This is a genomic window from Chryseobacterium jejuense, assembly GCF_900100075.1.
Lineage (GTDB): Bacteria > Bacteroidota > Bacteroidia > Flavobacteriales > Weeksellaceae > Chryseobacterium > Chryseobacterium jejuense.
On sequence record NZ_FNEG01000003.1, the window covers coordinates 614,174 to 632,392 of the forward strand.

At 35.5% G+C, this 18,219-nt stretch carries 18 protein-coding genes; 5 read left to right on the plus strand and 13 right to left on the minus strand.

Translation table 11 applies throughout. From position 1 onward, the window contains the following. Positions 1-43: 43 nt before the first annotated feature. From BLS98_RS11910 to BLS98_RS11940, 6 genes are all read right to left on the minus strand, one after another. Entirely contained in the window at positions 44-619 is a 576-nt protein-coding gene (locus BLS98_RS11910) for a Crp/Fnr family transcriptional regulator (protein WP_089736723.1), read from the minus strand. Positions 620-848: 229 nt separating this feature from the next. Next, positions 849-1,370 (minus strand): GNAT family N-acetyltransferase, encoded by a 522-nt coding sequence (locus BLS98_RS11915; RefSeq protein ID WP_089736724.1) that lies wholly within the window; start codon positions 1,368-1,370, stop codon positions 849-851. Positions 1,371-1,382: 12 nt separating this feature from the next. After that, positions 1,383-1,964, minus strand: coding sequence for a 5'-methylthioadenosine/S-adenosylhomocysteine nucleosidase family protein (locus BLS98_RS11920; RefSeq protein ID WP_089736725.1), 582 nt, complete (start codon positions 1,962-1,964; stop codon positions 1,383-1,385). A 317-nt stretch (positions 1,965-2,281) separates the two neighbouring features. Continuing rightward, a complete protein-coding gene (locus BLS98_RS11930) occupies positions 2,282-2,983 on the minus strand; it encodes a DsbA family oxidoreductase (protein WP_089736727.1) in 702 nt (233 codons plus the stop codon). A gap of 73 nt (positions 2,984-3,056) precedes the next feature. Continuing rightward, the gene (locus BLS98_RS11935; protein ID WP_089736728.1) at positions 3,057-4,223 is read right to left on the minus strand and encodes an MFS transporter; all 1,167 of its coding nucleotides are present in this window, start codon (positions 4,221-4,223) and stop codon (positions 3,057-3,059) included. Positions 4,224-4,243: 20 nt separating this feature from the next. Then, a complete protein-coding gene (locus tag BLS98_RS11940) occupies positions 4,244-5,164 on the minus strand; it encodes an alpha/beta hydrolase (RefSeq protein WP_089736729.1) in 921 nt (306 codons plus the stop codon). A gap of 145 nt (positions 5,165-5,309) precedes the next feature. On the opposite strand from BLS98_RS11940, the gene BLS98_RS11945 reads away from it, so the two are divergent. Continuing rightward, the gene (locus tag BLS98_RS11945; protein ID WP_089736832.1) at positions 5,310-5,687 is read left to right on the plus strand and encodes a winged helix-turn-helix transcriptional regulator; all 378 of its coding nucleotides are present in this window, start codon (positions 5,310-5,312) and stop codon (positions 5,685-5,687) included. A 301-nt stretch (positions 5,688-5,988) separates the two neighbouring features. Here BLS98_RS11945 and BLS98_RS11950 read toward each other — a convergent pair whose 3' ends face one another. Beyond that, positions 5,989-7,230, minus strand: a complete 1,242-nt coding sequence (locus BLS98_RS11950; protein ID WP_228436016.1) for an MFS transporter — start codon at positions 7,228-7,230, stop codon at positions 5,989-5,991. A gap of 170 nt (positions 7,231-7,400) precedes the next feature. Here BLS98_RS11950 and BLS98_RS11955 point away from each other — a divergent pair, with 170 nt between their 5' ends. Both BLS98_RS11955 and BLS98_RS11960 read left to right on the plus strand, forming a co-directional pair. Beyond that, positions 7,401-8,159 (plus strand): NUDIX hydrolase, encoded by a 759-nt coding sequence (locus BLS98_RS11955; RefSeq protein ID WP_317040635.1) that lies wholly within the window; start codon positions 7,401-7,403, stop codon positions 8,157-8,159. Between the two features lie 35 nt (positions 8,160-8,194). Then, on the plus strand, positions 8,195-8,971 hold the full coding sequence (locus BLS98_RS11960) for an MBL fold metallo-hydrolase (RefSeq protein ID WP_228425155.1): 777 nt from the start codon (positions 8,195-8,197) through the stop codon (positions 8,969-8,971). A 56-nt stretch (positions 8,972-9,027) separates the two neighbouring features. Here BLS98_RS11960 and BLS98_RS11965 read toward each other — a convergent pair whose 3' ends face one another. The 4 genes from BLS98_RS11965 to BLS98_RS11980 form a co-directional block, all read right to left on the minus strand. Further along, positions 9,028-11,181: a DEAD/DEAH box helicase gene (locus tag BLS98_RS11965; RefSeq protein ID WP_089736730.1), complete on the minus strand. Its 2,154-nt coding sequence runs from the start codon at positions 11,179-11,181 to the stop codon at positions 9,028-9,030. After that, complete coding sequence (locus BLS98_RS11970; protein ID WP_089736731.1) at positions 11,178-12,494, minus strand: ATP-binding protein; 1,317 nt, start codon at positions 12,492-12,494, stop codon at positions 11,178-11,180. The genes BLS98_RS11965 and BLS98_RS11970 overlap by 4 nt, the downstream gene beginning before the upstream one ends. Next, entirely contained in the window at positions 12,487-13,932 is a 1,446-nt protein-coding gene (locus BLS98_RS11975; protein WP_089736732.1) for a tellurite resistance TerB C-terminal domain-containing protein, read from the minus strand. Before BLS98_RS11975 ends, BLS98_RS11970 begins: the two co-directional genes overlap by 8 nt. A 177-nt stretch (positions 13,933-14,109) precedes the next feature. Further along, positions 14,110-14,736 carry a chloramphenicol acetyltransferase gene (locus BLS98_RS11980; RefSeq protein WP_089736733.1) on the minus strand — a complete coding sequence of 209 codons (627 nt, stop codon included), beginning with the start codon at positions 14,734-14,736 and terminating at the stop codon, positions 14,110-14,112. Positions 14,737-15,040: 304 nt separating this feature from the next. Between BLS98_RS11980 and BLS98_RS11985 the strand changes: the two genes are divergently transcribed. Then, positions 15,041-15,625 (plus strand): Crp/Fnr family transcriptional regulator, encoded by a 585-nt coding sequence (locus BLS98_RS11985; protein WP_089736734.1) that lies wholly within the window; start codon positions 15,041-15,043, stop codon positions 15,623-15,625. Positions 15,626-15,709: 84 nt separating this feature from the next. Further along, positions 15,710-16,786: an SDR family oxidoreductase gene (locus tag BLS98_RS11990; protein ID WP_089736735.1), complete on the plus strand. Its 1,077-nt coding sequence runs from the start codon at positions 15,710-15,712 to the stop codon at positions 16,784-16,786. A 207-nt stretch (positions 16,787-16,993) separates the two neighbouring features. Here the strand turns inward: BLS98_RS11990 and BLS98_RS11995 are convergent, their stop codons facing one another. Both BLS98_RS11995 and BLS98_RS12000 read right to left on the minus strand, forming a co-directional pair. Then, a complete protein-coding gene (locus BLS98_RS11995) occupies positions 16,994-17,797 on the minus strand; it encodes a helix-turn-helix domain-containing protein (protein WP_089736736.1) in 804 nt (267 codons plus the stop codon). 18 nt (positions 17,798-17,815) lie between these two features. Further along, positions 17,816-18,217 (minus strand): GlcG/HbpS family heme-binding protein, encoded by a 402-nt coding sequence (locus BLS98_RS12000; protein WP_089736737.1) that lies wholly within the window; start codon positions 18,215-18,217, stop codon positions 17,816-17,818. Positions 18,218-18,219 lie beyond the last annotated feature (2 nt).

Consider the following 18,219-nt stretch of genomic DNA (forward strand, 5'->3'; position numbering starts at 1 on the left):
ACCGATAAAAATGGAAAAGCCTCAACAAATGTTGAAGCTTTTATTAATTTTTTTCCTTTTTTATACGACTGAGCTGAGTTGGGGTAATCCCTAAATAAGAAGCTATTTGGTTTTGTTTCAATCTGTTGTGTAATGATTCGTTTTCAAGTAATAGATGATATCGCTGTTTTGCCGTTTCATATTTTAAGGAAACTTCCAGTGGTTCTTTTTTTACCACCCAATTTTTCTCCAGATACCGGATGTGAAAAAGAGCAAGATCGTGGTGTTTTTCTAATAATTCACGATAAGCTTTAACCGGGTATTTAATCACTTTGCAATCTTCAAGAGCAATAATATTGAAATCACTCGGTTCATTTTTGATAATAGCTGATGTAGAAGCTACAAAGCTGTTTTCTTCAAAGAAGATCTTATAAATGGAGTTTCCTTCTTCATCAGTTGTGTAGTACCCTATTAATCCAGATTGTATAAAATAATAATACCTTGCCATGCTGCCGGATTCCAGAAGAAGATCACCTTTTTTGTACTGTTCTTCGCTGCAAATAGCCATCATAGCAGAAGTAGTATCCTCTGATAATGGATAATAGCTGTTGATTTGCTTTAAGAATTCTGAACTGTTCATGGTGTTAAAGAATTTATATGGAGACACAAAATTTTATTTTTTGCCACGAATGCACGAATAATTTTTATTACAGTTTGTCATTCTGTAAGAATCCAGTCTGTTATATTTATCAAACTCCAATGGAATGACAATTACAAAGCTATTCACAAACACAAATAATTCGTGCATTCGTGGCGATAAAAAATCTCAATAATCTGCGTGAGAAAATAAATCTTAGTGAAACTTATCTTTAATCCAATATTTTCTTCATCATCAGATCCGTCTGTTCCTCATCTCCAAGCCTGAAAATATGTTTATCAAACTCAATGAAGCCATTCTTTTTATAGAAGTTTAAAGCTCTCAGATTTTCTTCCCAGACTCCCAACCACAGATATGACTTTTTGAGATGTTGGGCAGTGTTTAGCGCTTGGTCATAAAGTAACTGTCCTACTTTTTGACCATGATGGCTTTTCTTCACATAAATTCTTTCAATTTCAAGGCTGGTTTCATCCTGTAACTCTGTTTGTGCTTTCCCTGAATTCACCTTCAGATAGCCAACAGGATTATCCTCTTCCCAGGCAATATAAAAATGTGAATCCGGATTATTAAGTTCTGCAGTTACTTTCTCTGTGTTGAAGCTTTCTTTCAGGTATTTTTCCATGGCTTCTCCAGTATTGTCTTTTGCGAAAGTCTCAGAAAAAGTCTGAATCCCCAGCTTCTGAATAATATCTATCTCTTTAGCAGAGGCTTTGTTGATAATAATTGATGCCATTTTAAATCAGTTTTAAGAAAATAATATTTTTTTGAATGCTTCAGAAGCAAGATGTACCTGAACACTCCAATCGTCGGCAGCATCGCTCCCCGCATCATCAGAGATGTATTTCAGGCATAGGAATGGGATGTTCTCTTTTTGTGCAATTAATGCTAAAGGATAGGCTTCCATATCTACAATATTGTAATCGGTTTCAGAGTGATTCATTTCGAAACTATCACCACTTCCACAGATTCCTTCTTTCAGGCTGTCCATTTTAAGACCATACTCTAAAACAGGTGGAACTCCGGATAAAGGGGTTTCATACAGTTTAAAACCTAACCCTCTTACATCCATATCTCTTTGGATAAACTTGGTACAACAAACTACCTCTCCTTTATGAAATCCTTTGCTTCCTGCAGAGCCTAGATTAACAATTAATTTCGGTTTTCTGGCATGAATTTCTTTAGTAAGCTCTATCGCTGCATTTACTTTCCCGATTCCTGTTATTAACTTATTCTTATCATCGAATACTGTTCCTGCTTCAGAATCCAGTGCAAAAACAAAAAGACTGTCTGCAACAGGAAAATGAAGTTCATTATTAATTTTTATCATTGAAAAATATAGATTTATACTGTATTACAAAGATACGAGAGTTTTTACTGAAGTTTGTCAGAATGTTAGCTGTTTTCATATTACTTCGAGTAATTTTCAACACTAATTGAACTAATGTTTTCACAAATAACACTAGTGCTTGGATGCTTAATATATTTAATGCATTGCCATAATAAAACATTCAGCTTCGGGTAGCAGATTTATCTGCCTTTGCTTCTTAAAATTATTATAAAGTTTATTAATTCTTTACGTTAAAAAATATTGTAAGTCATATTAAAATAAAAACCCCAACCTAAAATAGCTTGGGGTTTATATAATTAAATGCTGCATCCATCAGCATCACAGGAAGCTCCGTTGTTTCCTGAGAGATCTTTAAAAGGACTTACCGTTTCTTTATAGGTCTGTTGCAATGCGTTTTCAAAAACTTCTACAGGTTGAGCCCCGGAAACTGCATACTTACCGTTCAGGACAAAGAAAGGAACACCGGAAACACCATTGTTTCTTGCCTCCATAATATCCTGGTTTACTTCGTAATCTAATTGGTCGCTAGTAACCGCTTCTTTGGCTTCTTCTTGAGCAATACCTAAGTTTTCAGCAAGAGAAATTAATACTTCAGAATCACCTACATTTTTACCGTCAATAAAATGAGCGATAAACAATGCTTCTTCCATTTCATTAGATTTATTGTGCTTTTTAGCCAAATGAAGCAATCTGTGGGCACTGAAAGTATTCGTGATTAAAGTCTTTCCAAAATCAAAATCAATACCTGCTCCTTTTCCCATTTGGGTAACCTGAGCCAGCATTTGTTTTGCCTGGGCTTCACCCACTCCTTTTTTCTCTCTGAAATATTGAATGGTATCTTGAGTGGTATTGGAGTCTAATGTTGGATCAAGCTGAAAGCTCTTCCACTCTACTTCTACTTCATCTTTAAATGGCAATTTTTCTAAGGCCTGTTCAAAATTATTTTTTCCGATATAGCAAAACGGACACATTACATCCGACCAGATTTCTATTTTCATTTTATTTAATTTTAATTCGAATTTAGTATAACAAAGATACGGATTTATTTTAATGTAATAAAATTTGTTACATTTATTCCGAACAACTAGAAATTATCTCTCCTTTTTTTTCAATGATATTCCTTACTATGATCATCAGAAATGCAAGAATCCCGAAAATAAAGCCTATCCAAGGGGTGTATTCTACTCCTTTGGTGATAATGATCCAGCCACCGATCGTAGTTCCCAAAGTAACTCCCAGATTTCCAAATGAAGTAGCCAGGCTGTTTGCAAATTCCAATGCATCAGGAGCTGCCGAGATCATATAAGTAGAAGCATTCAGAAAGCTTGGAGAATAAAGGAAACCCCAGATTCCTATCACAAAGATAGTAGCTAGCAAGTTTCCATTGGAAATATACAATAATACGGGAATAAGAATTGTTCCGGAAAGGAAAAATGCCAGCGTTACCGTTACATTTTTATTGAGCATTTTACCGGCAATTTTGTTCGCAATAATTCCAATAATTCCAAATAGAAATAACATATAGCTTACCATTGAAGTATCCATTCCTTTGGCTTTTCCAAGATAATCGGCAAAATAACTGTAGGTAGAAAACCAGGCGGTAATCATAAAAAAGTTAGTAAGTGTACTCAAAATAAAGGATGGCTGCTTTAAAATTTTAATCTGGCTTCCATATGACTTTTTCTCTTTGACGGGCATTGACGGAAGAAGAAAATGAATGTTTCCCAATGCAACCAAGCTCACTGCTGCCTGTATCATAAATGAATATTCCCATGAATAGAGCCCCGAAATCCAGGTAGCAAAAGGAACTGTAGTAACCATTGCTATAGCCACACCATTGAACACAGTGCTCATCAGCTCATTTTTCTTACTATTATCTGCTCCGGATATTGCTACAGACAGTGCTGTTGCAATATATACAGGCTGTAAAAATGCAGGAAGAATTCTCACCAGCATCAATAGCCAGAAAGGAGGAGAAAATGAAGAGATAATTCCGGTGATGAGGAACATAAGGATAGAAGCTGTCATCACCTTTTTACGATTGATTCCTGAAGTAAGTAAAGTCATAAAAGGTCCTGTAAGAGCAATGACCAAAGCAAAAGTACTTAAAAGATAACCGGCTTTGTCTATACTGATCTTATAATACTCAGCCACCTGTGGCAGGATTCCAATAATTCCGAATTCTGTTGTAATCACAGCAATAAATCCCAAACATCCGATGTAGGCATACTTTTTCATGATTATTTCTTTGGATGGGTTTATTTAAAATGCTGCTGAGCAAAATCTGCCATTTCATTAACGGCCAGTTGCGTTTCTTCCAAAATTTCGCCCATGTGCATAAAACCATGAACCATATCTTTGTAAAAGCTGGTAGTAAGGGGTACTCCGGCATTTTGCATATTTTCAGCAAGCTGTCTTGCATCATCCGCCAAAGGATCATGTTCTGCAATAATAATCAGTGTTGATGGAGTATTTTTGAAATCTTTTATTAGAATAGGAATAGCTAACGGATTGTTGCTTTCCTCCTTAGGAAGATACGAGTTCCAGGCATCTACTCCACCTTGTTTATTAAGAACCGGTCCGTTTTCATATATTTCCCAGGTTTTTGTATTTAGCTGGTTATCCACGGCAGGATAAATCAGAACCTGAAATGTAAAGAGTTCCCCAATTTGGGTAGAAACAGCAGTTGATAAAGCACCGCCAGCACTGTCTCCTATAATTCCTATCTGATCTTGATCAATTCCCAAAGAGTCTGCATTGCCTATGATCCACTTTACAACGTCAAGACAATCATTCAAACCTGCAGGGAAAGGATGTTCCGGAGCAAGACGATAATCTATGAAAATAACAGCAGATCCTGTTGCATTGGCCAGTTTACGGACAACTGCGTCGTGGGTTTCGTAACCACCCGCGATAAACCATCCGCCATGAATATAAATAATAGCTGAGGATTTCTGAACAGTTTTTCCCTTTGGACGGTAGATTCTGATGGGAATTTGATGATTTTCCATTGGAATATCAAGCTCTTCAATCATAGCCACGGCTTCTTTTTTAGCACTAAGCTGTAAAGACATGGCTTCAAGATATTTTCTGGCATCATCCAATGGATTTTGTGGATTAAAAGACTGTATTTTTTCTAAATGGTTTAAAATCTGATTGATTTTAGGTGTCAACTGCATTTTGTTTTAATTTTAAGTTAATATTCTTTGCAGTGAACAGTAGCGCTATTGTTATTTATCTGCTTTTATGGGGACAAAATTAGTTTTCATGCCTTACATTTGCACTATATACAGGCCAATGTATGGTACGAACAAATTTGTAAGTATGGGGAAGATAAAAGAGAATTCAACCAATAATATCAATAAACAATATATTCAGGAATGTGATTTGAGCTATGCCGTATGTAAGATCGGTGGAAGATGGAAGTTGTTTATTCTGAGTAAATTAAGAGATGAGACATTACGCTTTAGTGAAATTAAAAGAGCGATTCCGGGAATTACAGAAAGAATGCTTACACTTCAGTTGAAGGAACTTGAAAAGGAAGGATTGGTAAAAAGAACGGTATATGCGGAAGTTCCACCAAGAGTAGATTATGAGCTTACAGATATTGCCAGAGAACTGATTCCTATATGGGATGCATTAAATACTTGGGGCGGGAAGCACCGAAAATTTATTGAGAAGCAGGAAGATTGTAGAGAATAATTAGAAAGAATACAAGCTACAAATTGTTTTTATTGCCACCAATGCACGAATATTTCTTATTTACGTAAGAGATCTACGTGCCTATATGGTGAAATTTATTTTTTTTAAACCACATAGCCACATAGAATATTGCTGCAGAAAAACTTTAATTTCTATTTGTTATTTCGTGGGGCTTCAGCTTCACTTTTGGAATATAATAGTCCAGATTCCTACGGAAATCTAAGATTATCTCCTTTTAGTCGATGAATATTATTTCGACGTAGTTAATGACAAACTGTATGTTTATGTTTCTCCACAGAATTTACACCTTATTCACTTTATTACAAAACAAGACATGGGCAATCAGGGCAAGAAGTCCAAAAGTAGTTCCTACAACACAAACACCTGTCCATTGTGCTTTCTGCCAAGCAAGAGACGCCAGCCACGTTCCTAGTGATCCTCCAATGAAATAAGAAACCATATAGACTGTATTTAGCCTGTTTACTGCATTGGATTTGATTAAAAAGTAATTGGTCTGGTTCATAATATGGCTGGATTGTACGCCAAGGTCTACAAGAATTACTCCTACAATTAACCCCCAATAGGTTTCGCCGCCAAAATAAGTGAATCCCCAGCTTCCAATAAGAATCAGTAATGAATATAAGATGATACGGTTGATATCCAGGTATTTTTGAAGCTTTCCTACTTTTGCTGCTGCTAAAGCACCTACTGCACCTGCCAACCCAAAACTTCCTACTACGGATGAACCAGCATTAAAAGGTGGTTTCTCCATATGAAAAACCAATGTTGTAAATAAAGCACACATAGATCCGAAAGCCATAGCCCCACGGAAAGATGCCAATTGAAGAATCGGTTGTGTTTTAGCAAGATGAGCTACGGAACGCATCAATTCTTTGTAAGTACCTTTAAAATTGGGAGATAGTTCCGGAAGCATTTTATAAACGGCCAACCAAACTAAAATCATTAATCCAGCAGCAATTCCAAACATTGCTCTCCAGCCCCATACTTCACCTACAATACCACCAATGAAACGGGAAAGAAGAATTCCCAATAAAAGTCCGGACATTACTAATCCGATATTGGCCGATTTTTCTTTATCTGATGAAAGTTCAGCTGCAATGGGCACAAACAGTTGAGGGATTACAGAAGTAGCCCCAATTAATAAACTGGCAGCATACAACATCCATAATTGATTGGCAAAGGTCATCCAAAGCAGGGATCCAAAAACAAGAAACAGATCTATAAGAATTAATTTCTTCCTGAAAAACTTATCTCCAAGCGGTACAATCAGCAACAGCCCAAAAGCATAACCAATCTGAGTTAATACGGAGATTTTGCTGGCTGCGGCTTCGGAAACGTTAAGATCGTCTGAGATTAAAGCCAATAAAGGCTGGTTGTAATAATTATTGGCCACTACAAGCCCTGAAATAATAGCCATTAACCAGACCACTGTTCTGGAAATACCATTGGTAGAATTCACCTGCATCTTAAAATTTTTTATTGAATAGAAATATATCCTGATGACTCCATATTTTGGATACATTTTTTAACGGCCTCAAAGGTAGGCATTTTCATAAAAAAGACTGATTAATTATGATTGATTTCACCTGTACGTGTTATATGTTTTTTTCTTACAACCTGCTCCCACAAAGAGTTTTTTTTAAGTATTATTCAATTTTATCTTTACATTTGCAATAACACACATTTATTTTTATGGATTATATGGATTCCAAGGAACAAATCTTACAGAAATCTGCTGAAGCAAAAGAACTTTATCTTCCCCATATTTCAGTAGACCCGGTTGTTTTTGGTTTTGACCAGAATGAACTGAAGGTATTGCTGGTAAGAATGAAATACAAAAAGCAATGGCTTCTGCCGGGTGGCTATGTAAGAAGAGATGATGATTTGGATGAAGCAGTAGTAAGGGTGTTGAAAGACAGAGCAGGTGTTACTGACGTATTTCTGGAAGAATTTGGCGTTTTTGGAAGAAAAAACAGAAGTCAGCTCTATTTTGATGAGTTTGATGAAACCCTTTTCCAAAAGCAGAGATTCATTTCCGTAGGATATTATGCGCTTTATAATTCCTCTGAAATAAGTCCTGTAGCCGATGATGTAAGTGAAGCCTGTGAATGGGTGTATCTGCGTCAGCTGCCTGAAATTGTTCTTGGAATGGATCACCGTGAAATTATTGAAAAAGCATTGCTTACGTTACGGGAAAAGATATCTTCCAAACCTATCGGATACAATCTGATGCCGGAAAAGTTTACCCTTCCGGAGCTACAGAAACTGTACGAAGCGATATTAGGAAAATCGCTGAACCGGGGTAATTTTTACAGAAAGATCAAAAACTTAAATGTTTTAATAAAACTTGATGAACAAAAATATGTTGGCGCTCACAGATCTCCCGATCTTTACTCTTTTGATATAGAAAATTATGAGAAAGCTTTGGAAGACGGTTTGAACAACTGGTAAGGTTTTTCCATTGTTTTTGCCGATGATATCTATTGATGAAAAACCTTTTGAATATTGGAAATATTCAGGAAATTTGCAGTATGAAAATCATTCCACTCAAAGAAGGGAACTTCTCTGCAAGTAAAACCAAAGATTTTACCCTTTTAACAGAAGAAAACTTTGATACCGTTCCCGGAATAAAAATGTCCGTTCAGCCTTTTCTTATCATTACTGAAAACGATTATATTCTTTTAGATGCTGGTATTGGCTGGAAAAATGAGGCTGGAAACACTGTGATTTCAGAAATTCTTGAAAGAGAAAATATACGTCCTGAACAGATTACAAAACTCCTGCTTTCCCATCTTCATAAAGATCATATTGAGGGTGCAGTAACGGTTACAGATAACGGCTATAAAGCAACTTTTCCTAATGCTCAGATTTATATTCAAAAACGGGAGTTGGATTTTGCAATGGAAAATAAAGGAAATCCTTCTTTTGATTTTGATATTCTAGAAAAGTTGATTCAATTACCCAATATTACCTGGATGAATGATGATAAAGGACAAATCACCAATGAAATCTCATATGAGGTTGTAGGTGGACATACTCCCTTTATGCAGGTGTTCTGGATCCGAGAAAATGAAGAAACTGTTTTCTATGGTGCAGATGACCTGCCACAGGCATCTTATTTAAAATACCATCTGGCATACAAAAGTGATTTTGATGGCAGAAAAGCAATGGAATTAAGACTTTTATGGGAAAAAGAAGCAAAGGCCAATAGTTGGAAAATACTTCTTTATCATGACCTGGATAAAGCTATTATTGAAGCTTAAATACAGATATTATTCCGGATATTTATTTTAAGATTTAATAAATATCCGGAGTGTTTTTAATTGGAAAACTCCAGCTGGTTTTCTACAAATTTTAGACGTTCCAGATAGGCATAGCAACCTTCAAAATCAAAATATTTTTCTTTTAATAATGATGTCTGATACTGAATAGGTAGATACTTTCCCCATTTTGAAAAATCTATGAATTCAGGGTTGTTTTCCAATAACTCTATAAGAATCTTATCCATATTTTGGGTCCTGTCAATACCTTTTAATATAATTTGCAGTTCAGTACTGCTGTGGCCTTCTATCTCAAAAAGGCATCCCTCATCATGGAGAATACTTTTGACTTCTAACTGATTCAGAATAAACTGCAAAGTCTTGTTGATTTTCGAACTGGTAAAAGAATAAAAACTAAGATGTTCATTGCTCGTTAATAACGGCCTTTCAGTTTTGAAATCACTGATAGTAAATACAGAAAACTGTTTTCTTAAATCATCAATCACTTCACAGCCCATCTCATCCAAAAAATCATATCCTTCTTTTGAAATAAGTATTTCGAGCATTTTTTCTCTGATCCGGTAAGCAGTATCGGCTGGATTTCCAAAGAATGTTGGTTTATTTCCATCTTTGGCAGGCACAACTTCTATCTTTTTTGCTTTAAAATCAATATCAATAATACTCCAAATCTTTGCAGACAGATAAATGTTTTCATTTTTCCTTATTTGTGGAGATAATGGTAGTTCTCCTATTTTAACACCATTGCTGGAAACTTTAAAGAAAATCTGAGTTTCAAAAAGACTGTAAAAATCTCTGTTATTTACTACCTCCTCTCCTTCTATTCCTATAATCAGTTCATTTCCCAACTTTTCTAAAAAATCCAGAGTAATAAGATGGGTAATAATCTCTTCTATTTCTTCTTTTTTGATTTTTGAAAAAACAGAGTTGCCGGTTATTTCTTCCAACAGTTTGGATGAAGATATTCCTGATGTTCCTTTAACAATAGATAAAATCTGGTAAACTAAAACATCATAAGGTTTTTCATTAATTGCAATGGGTTCTATATATTGTTCCTGATACAGCAGCCAGCATGCTAATGACTGTAATAAACTCCATTTGTCCGTAGCATACAAAAACAGGTTACTTGCTTTGCCTTCACGTCTTCCGCTTCTTCCTACTCTTTGAATCAGAGAGGCAATACTATGAGTAGCATCAATCTGCACTACTTCATCTACATTACCGATATCAATACCCAATTCTAAAGTTGAAGTACAGGAAATACAAAAATTCTGAAGTGTTGAATTTTTAGCAAAAAACTCTACATATTCCCTTACTTCTTTATCTACAGAAGAATGATGTGAAAAGTAGTTCTTATGTCCGCCTACTCTTTCTGAAATTTGCTTTAATTTAACGGCAACTTCTTCTACTCTGCCTCTTGCATTAGGGAAAATAAGAACCTTACTTTCTCTTGTTCTTACATATAAGTCTTTTAATAAAGGTAATGGTAATGTATTTACAGAACCTTCAAAATATCTGAAAACAGCATTAATCGGTTTGGGGGTGTTATCTCTGATAATTGTGGTGTCCTTCGGGTCTCCAAGAAAATTTTTAAGCTCAATATATTGATTAGCATCGCTTACCGTAGCAGAAAGCCCTACAATACTGAACCTTTTAACATTCACTTTTTGGAGCCGGTTCAGCAAAGACTGTAAATGCGTACCGCGGTCTGATCCCAGAAAAGAATGGATCTCATCAATAACAATATAATCTAAAGTAGAGAATAAATGCTTGATATTATAAGGTTTATTCACAAACATGGCTTCCAGAGATTCCGGAGTGATGAGAACAATGCCTGCCGGATTTTTCAGCAATCTGTCTTTAGCACCTTTAGCTGCTTCTCCATGCCATTTGGTTACCGGAACGTCCAGATATTCACAAAGGTTTTCAACACGGATAAACTGATCATTAATCAGAGCAATTAAAGGAGAAATATAAAGCACTTTTACTCCAGGTTCCTTAAAATTTACTTTTGATAAAATAGGCAGAAAAGCAGCCTCAGTTTTACCTGAAGCTGTTCTGGATATTAAAACATAGTTATTATCTGTAGTAATAATTTTCTGAATGGCAGCTTCCTGTATTTTCCTCAGGCTCTCCCATTTTTTGTCCCGGATATATTTTCTGATGGGTTCAGAAAGCAGGTTGAATGCTGTCATAGTTCCTCAATACTGTCTAAAAGAATCAGATCATTGGGTCTTTCATCGGAAATTTCAATGTCTCCGAAAAGTCTTCCTTTATCCACATCAGGATTTTGTCTGATGATATTCAGAATATTCAGGAAATCTCTGATGACTTCCCTTGGGGTAAGAAATTCCACAGCTCCCGGTTTATTGAACATTTCTTCCATAAAAGCAGAAATTTCCTCATCTGTAATATTCAGTTCTGTTTTGTAATTAAAATCGAAGATCAATTTCAGTTTTTTAAGCAGAACAAAGATCTCATTGTGATTCAAAGGCATCAGCTTGATGACCGGTTGAGCAAAATCACGGAACTCAGAAGTTTCGAATTTATTACCTTCCAATCTTGATTTTAAAGCCTGGTAACTGAAAAGTCCTCTCCTTTCGTTTTCCAAAAACTCCTTTGTTCCTGCAAAATTGATGAAAAGATTGGATACTTTTCCCTGGAAACAGTCATTATAAATGGATAAGATTTTCTCATAATTTTTCTCACGGGAAGCTGAAACCGATATTTTGTAAAGGTTGATGGCTTCATCAAGATTAATCATAAAACCACTGTATCCCATGCTTACAAAAAGCTTACAGAAGTTCTTCAGCATGTCGTAATAATTGGAATCATTAATGATTTCTCTAATTCCAAGATCCTGACGGGCTTCTGTTTTGGTGGTGTATTCGCCTTTGAGCCATTTCAGGGCATTCCGACGCAGGAGTTCATCCCCTTTTATATAGCCTTCATAATATTTTACAATGGCAGAGCCGAAATCAAACCCACCCACTTCAGTAATTTCATTCACTGTTTTCATAATGGAATTCTGAATCAGCTCTAAATATTGGTCATTTCTTATTTCCATTAAAGGAATATGATTTTCATCTGCTGTTTTTGAAATAACCTGCTCAATCCACTTTTCCAAAAGCGTTTGTAAAGCCCCACCTTCAGGTTTGGTCTGGATGGCAATATTATCCATGATAGCAGAATAAAGAATCACACTTTTTCCATCATTGGCATACAGCCTGTTATCCGGAGTGAAATCTGCATTGGCTACTACAAACTTCTGCTTTAAAGCTACTGTATTTAAAAGGTGAAGCATAAAAGATTTTCCGCTTCCGAAATCTCCGATCCAGAATTTCACAAGGCTGAGTCCGTTTTTAACATCCTCAAGGGAACTGATGAAAGCATTCACTTCATCTGATCTTCCTACCGTAATATGTTGTACTCCAATTTTAGGAACCACACCACTTACCAGGGAGTTGATGATGGAAGTTGCTTCTTTGGGTTTGATATTGTCAATCATTGTTTAAAAGTTTTTTATAGTAATTGGTGTTAATAATAAAATATTCATCTTCTTCCTCAACCAGAATATCATCAAGAATATCATAGCAGCATTCATTAATAGAGTCTATGGTAGAACCCATAAAAAGACCTTTGGTTTTGATAAAAATTTCGAAATCAGTTTGAAGTATATTAAAGCTTTGTTTTTCAAACAGGTCAAGAATTTCCTTTTGAATATCTGATAAATTTAATTCATCAAGGTATTTTGAATGATGAACCCCGTGAATCTGGGGAATCGTAATGGTTACTTCCTGTTCATTGGAAATTCCTTCTGTTTTTACAGGGTCTCCTTCCTCTTCTTCATTGAGAATCTGACCTAAAATACCTGCCGTTTCAGAATCCAGTGCCTGAATGTTTTTAATGGCTTCAGGATCAATGGTAATTCTTTTTCTTTTAGGAGCATAAAGCTGATTCGCCTTTTCAATAGCGTTGCCCAGGTTTCTGTCGGCAATAAATTCGCGAAGAATATTTTCAAAATCAGACAGTTGTTCTTTTGTGGAAAATAAACTTTTTTGGACGGTTTTGTTCAGTTGTCTCTGATCAAATTTTGGAGAATTCAGGTCTTTATCAAGGTAATGAATGTAAAGTCTTAATGCGCAAGTCTTATCATATTCTGCAACAAACTTTGAAGCTTCAAAAAATATAGCATCAGCAGACGGATTTTTGACATTCACTTCCGTAAGTCTGAAAATTTCTCTTTCAAATGCTAATGGATTGGAATAATCTTCTTTGATCTCATCAAATTTGGTTTTCCAGCGGTTCGTATTATTCTCATTGAGGATAATATTCGTTTTATAGTCAGCATCCAGAATCTGATGTTGATTCTCCACAAGAAAAACATCCAGCTTTGAAACAATTTTTCTATTGTACTGATGAAGAATATCAGGATGATTATAATTGAAATCGGTATTGATCTTTCTTTTGATCCCGTATAGGTCACGGACATTGTTTTCACATAATTTCAGAATATGATTGAAAATTTCGGTCTGTACAGAATCATAAGTATAATTATAGTTTAAGCTATCTTTTCTGTAATTGTAGCGAAGGCAAACAATAATTTCCGAAAGTTCATCAATAACTGTAGCATAAGACTTATTTACAGGTATACAGTGCTGGTACAGGTACTCAACAGCTCTTATAAACTGTTTCAGGATCTGAATTTTGCAATATTCTATTTCATTGAAAACATTACCGGAAAAAGACATTTTATCCAGCATTTTGGTTTGATCTTCACTCAGGGAGAGTTTACGGGTATATTTTTGTCCGATTTTCCACGAGTCAGGATTATGAGTGGTAGATGGATTATCTGAAACAGAAGACGCACTTCCAAAATCAATCGGAATTTCTCTGTTTCCAGAAACATCTATAATGGAATCATCAATTATATTTTCATTCTGCATGATGGCTTCTTAGTAAAATTGAGTTTATTCGCTAATTAGTTTTTCTGAGTATTAATCAGTTCTCTAATATAACAATATTGTCTCAAATGTACTGAAGAGAAGTCAATATTCTTTACGGTTTTCCGTAATGCAGAATAGATAAAGCTTCCTTTTCTTTAAAATGCGGCGACTCTTTAATTATAAGTCCAGCTGTCTCTGAAACTCTTCCAGATATTTCGCTATGTGAATTCCATCTGCCAAACCATGGTGAGCTTCTATAGAAACGGGCATGTATTTTTTACCATCACGGATGTTGAATTTCCCAAAAGATATCTTAGGTACCGATTCGTCATTATTAAAATTGGTCGGGTGAAGAATCGCACTGAACGAATTCCAAGGAATGGTTGTGTGTCTAACATGGTCTTTCCCTAATCTATCATTGCTTAATCTAAGTCCTGTAGAATGGTGAACCCCTTTTATTTCTTCCTGTAATGCAGCATTGAAAGTTTCAAACTTCTCTGAAAAAGGAGTAAATGAAAAACCGAAAGTCCCATCCGGTCTGCCAATCGTGCTTCCGGCATGAACAATATCAAATTGAACCACCTGCCCGTCAATAATTCTCAGCTTTAATTCATCAACGGTATTAACGGCAATCATAGATTTGTGATAGTAATAAGCAAAGAAAGAATATCCGTTTTCTTTAGCTTTGTCATAGGCTTTTGTACAATCTACTTCGGTGGTAAAACCAAAATAGGGGCTTGCCATTTGAGAGAAAAATTCAAAATGTTCCTTTCTGTTCCATTGCTCGAGGTCTACAATCTTCATTAATTTTTAATTTGCTGCAAATTTCTGTAATTTTTCCCGGTTTTAACTAGTATTTTCTATAAATTTATCATCTACTGGTTGGAAAACGCAAGGCCGCAAAGGGGGGTTAATAAGGTTACATTTTTAAGGCGCAAGGATTTTATCTGCGATAAAATTGGAGACCGTTTAATAATAGCCATGAATGCACAAATATTTCTATTTGTGAATATCACTGTACTTGTCATTCCATAGAATCTCAATATTGCTTTTAAAATGAGATTTCAATTACTTCTAAAAGCAGTATTTTTGAGGAAATATTTGTCGGATGTTTGAAGTATTACTTTCCCATATTCAAAATAAAGTTGAGATTAATGATGAACAGAAAAGTCTGATTCAATCATTTTTTACAATCAAAAAACTAAAGAAAAAACAATATCTGTTGCAGGAAGGTGATATTTGCAAATGCCTTTCATTTGTAAGCAAAGGTTTGTTGAAATCTTATTTCCCTGATGAAAAAGGAAATGAACACATTAATATGTTTGCATTTGAAGGTTGGTGGATCTCCGATTTCAATAGCTTTATTCATCAGGAGAAGGCCGTTTTAAATATTGATGCTGTAGAAGATACTGAAGTCTTGATGATTACATTGGAAAATTATGAAAAAATGATGTTGCAGATTCCTGCAATGGATCGCTATTTCAGAATTTTGTATCAAAACAGCCTGGTCACGAAAGATTACAGACTTATTGTTTCCAACGGATATACTGCTGAAGAAAAATACCTGCAACTGGCACAGAAAAATCCGGAAATGATTCAACGGGTTCCGCATAATCTCATTGCTTCCTATCTTGGACTGGCTCCTGAAACCATCAGCAGAATCCGCAAAAAGAATTCCCTTAATAATACTTGATCCAGATCAACTCAAACCTATGATCTAAATCAAGCATGAAAAGCTGTAACCACCATAATTTTGTTGAAGAATTTTACAATACTTATGGAAAATACAGAAAATATTGCATTGGTAGTAGGTGCTACCGGAATTACAGGAAGCAATCTTGCCGAAGAACTTCTTGCACAGGGTTGGAAAACTTATGGTTTATCAAGAAACCCAAATAACAGCATTACAGGTCTTCTTCCTGTGAAAGCAGATCTGCTGGATGAACAGAATCTTATGGAGGCATTGAAAGACCTCTCTCCCACTCATGTTTATTTTACGACCTGGATGCGCAATGATACAGAAGAAGAAAATATTCAGATCAACAGTATGCTGGTAAGAAATCTCCTGAATGTTTTATCTCCTAAAAAATCAGTTCAACATGTTGCTTTAGTAACCGGTTTGAAGCATTATCTGGGACCATTTGAGTCTTATGTTAAAGAAGGTAAATTACCGGAAACACCAGTTCGTGAAGAACATCCAAGACTTCCGCTTCCTAACTTTTATTATGCTCAGGAAGATGAAATCTATAAAGCTTCAGAAAGAGATGGTTTTACCTGGAGTATTCACCGCCCTCACACGGTAGTTGGATATGCTGTGGGAAATCTCATGAATATAGGAGCTACTCTGGCTGTATATGCGAGTATTTGTAAGGAAACAGGCAGAAAATTCATCTGGCCGGGATCTGAAGCCCAATGGAATGGCATTTCTGATGTTACTGATGCCGGAATATTAGCCAAACAATTAGTGTGGGCTTCTACTACAGAATCGGCAAAAAATCAGGCCTTTAATATTACCAATGGAGATGTTTTCCGATGGAAATGGCTTTGGAATAGACTCGCAGATTGGTTTGGAGTAGAATCTGAAGGTTTTAACGGTACAGTAAGACCTTTGGAAAAAGAATTGGAAAATGATCAGGAAATATGGAAATCTATTGCTGAAAAATATGGATTAAAAGAAAACAATTTAGACCGTTTATCTTCAGCATGGCACACCGATTTAGATCTTGGAAGACCGTTAGAAGTGATGTGTGACCTATCAAAAAGCAGAAAATTGGGCTTTACAGCCTATAAAAGCACAGAAGACTCCTTTATTGAAGTATTTAAAAGATTACGAGCTGAAAATATAATTCCTTAATTGTGGTTATTTTATAGCCATGAATGCACGAATAAAAATGATTCGTGCATTCGTGGCCATTATTAAACGGTATTCAATTTTATCGAAGATAAAATCCTTGCGCCTTAAAAGCAAGTGTAATAAACGAAACTTCTTTGCCTCCTTGCGTTTTCCAACAAATCGTATCCCTATAAATAATTTCCGTCTATTATAAATTGTGTTTTTACCTTATACTTCTGTGGTGGTCACTCCAAACTTCTGTTTGAATGAATAATAAAAGTGGGACAAATTCTCAAATCCCAGATCCAGATAAATATCAGAAGGACGTTTCTCCTTATTTTTAATTAAATAATAGGCCTCTTTTAATCTCCTTTCCTTTAACCATTGTTTTGGACTCATGTTAAAGATCTTATTAAAATCTCGTTTGAACCCTGATAGGCTGCGTCCTGTAAGCCTTGCAAAAGCTTCTATAGATACATTAAACATGAAATTTTTATTCATAAACTCTTTGAGATCAATCTTATGAGGTTCTGAAAAATCAAATAACAGATTTTTAAGATCAGGATTGCTTTGAAGGAGAAGTTCTATGGCTTCTTTTACTTTTAAAGCAGCAAGCCTTGGAGGAATATCTTTTGTTTTATGAACGTAAGGAATGAGAGACGTAAAATAAGTCTTAAAAAAATCATCTGGCTCAAAAAAAAGCCTTTGATAATCAGGAAATGATTGATCTGCTGTTATTTTATTTTCAGCTGAATATTGTCTCAATGTTTCATCATCCAATGTAATCGAAAGAAACTGATACTTTTCATTCTTTGAGGGGTGTTTCATGGTTCTGATGAGTTGATTTTTTCTCACCAGAACCACTGTGTTTTCCTTAATAATGGTTTTACCCTGTTCATGAAAAGCATGCGTTTCTCCGGACAATTGAAATCCTAAAAAATGATCGGGAATAAATTCCTCATGACCTTTGTATGATTCAAAAGCACAGGAGTATACCAGTTTATCGAATATGATTTCAGAAGTCTTTTCCATACTACAAATATCTGAAATTTAACCCATAGCAGATGATCCTGCCGTTGCAATTTCTTTATCCTGCTCAGGAGTTCCGCCTGATGAACCTATTGCTCCAATTATTTTTCCTTCTTCATTCTTAATAACTACTCCACCCGCAAGGGTTAAAAGTCCGCCATTAGAATTCAGCATTCCATATCCATGAATATCTGTTCCTGCAATAATACTTCCCATAATATCACTGTCTACCCCAAACATGGCCGCTGTTCTTGCTTTTTTTATAGCAAAATCAATCACACCAAACACACTGTCAAGTCTGGCAAAAGAAACCAGATGGCCACCCGTATCTACAACAGCAATACTCACCAGAATATTCAAAGATTTTGCTTTTTGAATAGCAGCTTGTAATGCTTTTTCAGCTAAGTCATACCTTAATTCCATAT

What these genes read in the sequence shown, in the direction of transcription:
- BLS98_RS11910 (WP_089736723.1), bottom strand. Translation starts at nt 619, where the DNA reads ATGAACAGTTCAGAATTCTTAAAGCAAATCAACAGCTATTATCCATTA.
- BLS98_RS11915 (WP_089736724.1), bottom strand. Translation starts at nt 1,370, where the DNA reads ATGGCATCAATTATTATCAACAAAGCCTCTGCTAAAGAGATAGATATT.
- BLS98_RS11920 (WP_089736725.1), bottom strand. Translation starts at nt 1,964, where the DNA reads ATGATAAAAATTAATAATGAACTTCATTTTCCTGTTGCAGACAGTCTT.
- BLS98_RS11930 (WP_089736727.1), bottom strand. Translation starts at nt 2,983, where the DNA reads ATGAAAATAGAAATCTGGTCGGATGTAATGTGTCCGTTTTGCTATATC.
- BLS98_RS11935 (WP_089736728.1), bottom strand. Translation starts at nt 4,223, where the DNA reads ATGAAAAAGTATGCCTACATCGGATGTTTGGGATTTATTGCTGTGATT.
- BLS98_RS11940 (WP_089736729.1), bottom strand. Translation starts at nt 5,164, where the DNA reads ATGCAGTTGACACCTAAAATCAATCAGATTTTAAACCATTTAGAAAAA.
- BLS98_RS11945 (WP_089736832.1), top strand. Translation starts at nt 5,310, where the DNA reads ATGGGGAAGATAAAAGAGAATTCAACCAATAATATCAATAAACAATAT.
- BLS98_RS11950 (WP_228436016.1), bottom strand. Translation starts at nt 7,230, where the DNA reads ATGTATCCAAAATATGGAGTCATCAGGATATATTTCTATTCAATAAAA.
- BLS98_RS11955 (WP_317040635.1), top strand. Translation starts at nt 7,401, where the DNA reads ATGGATTATATGGATTCCAAGGAACAAATCTTACAGAAATCTGCTGAA.
- BLS98_RS11960 (WP_228425155.1), top strand. Translation starts at nt 8,195, where the DNA reads ATGAAAAACCTTTTGAATATTGGAAATATTCAGGAAATTTGCAGTATG.
- BLS98_RS11965 (WP_089736730.1), bottom strand. Translation starts at nt 11,181, where the DNA reads ATGACAGCATTCAACCTGCTTTCTGAACCCATCAGAAAATATATCCGG.
- BLS98_RS11970 (WP_089736731.1), bottom strand. Translation starts at nt 12,494, where the DNA reads ATGATTGACAATATCAAACCCAAAGAAGCAACTTCCATCATCAACTCC.
- BLS98_RS11975 (WP_089736732.1), bottom strand. Translation starts at nt 13,932, where the DNA reads ATGCAGAATGAAAATATAATTGATGATTCCATTATAGATGTTTCTGGA.
- BLS98_RS11980 (WP_089736733.1), bottom strand. Translation starts at nt 14,736, where the DNA reads ATGAAGATTGTAGACCTCGAGCAATGGAACAGAAAGGAACATTTTGAA.
- BLS98_RS11985 (WP_089736734.1), top strand. Translation starts at nt 15,041, where the DNA reads ATGTTTGAAGTATTACTTTCCCATATTCAAAATAAAGTTGAGATTAAT.
- BLS98_RS11990 (WP_089736735.1), top strand. Translation starts at nt 15,710, where the DNA reads ATGGAAAATACAGAAAATATTGCATTGGTAGTAGGTGCTACCGGAATT.
- BLS98_RS11995 (WP_089736736.1), bottom strand. Translation starts at nt 17,797, where the DNA reads ATGGAAAAGACTTCTGAAATCATATTCGATAAACTGGTATACTCCTGT.
- BLS98_RS12000 (WP_089736737.1), bottom strand. Translation starts at nt 18,217, where the DNA reads ATGGAATTAAGGTATGACTTAGCTGAAAAAGCATTACAAGCTGCTATT.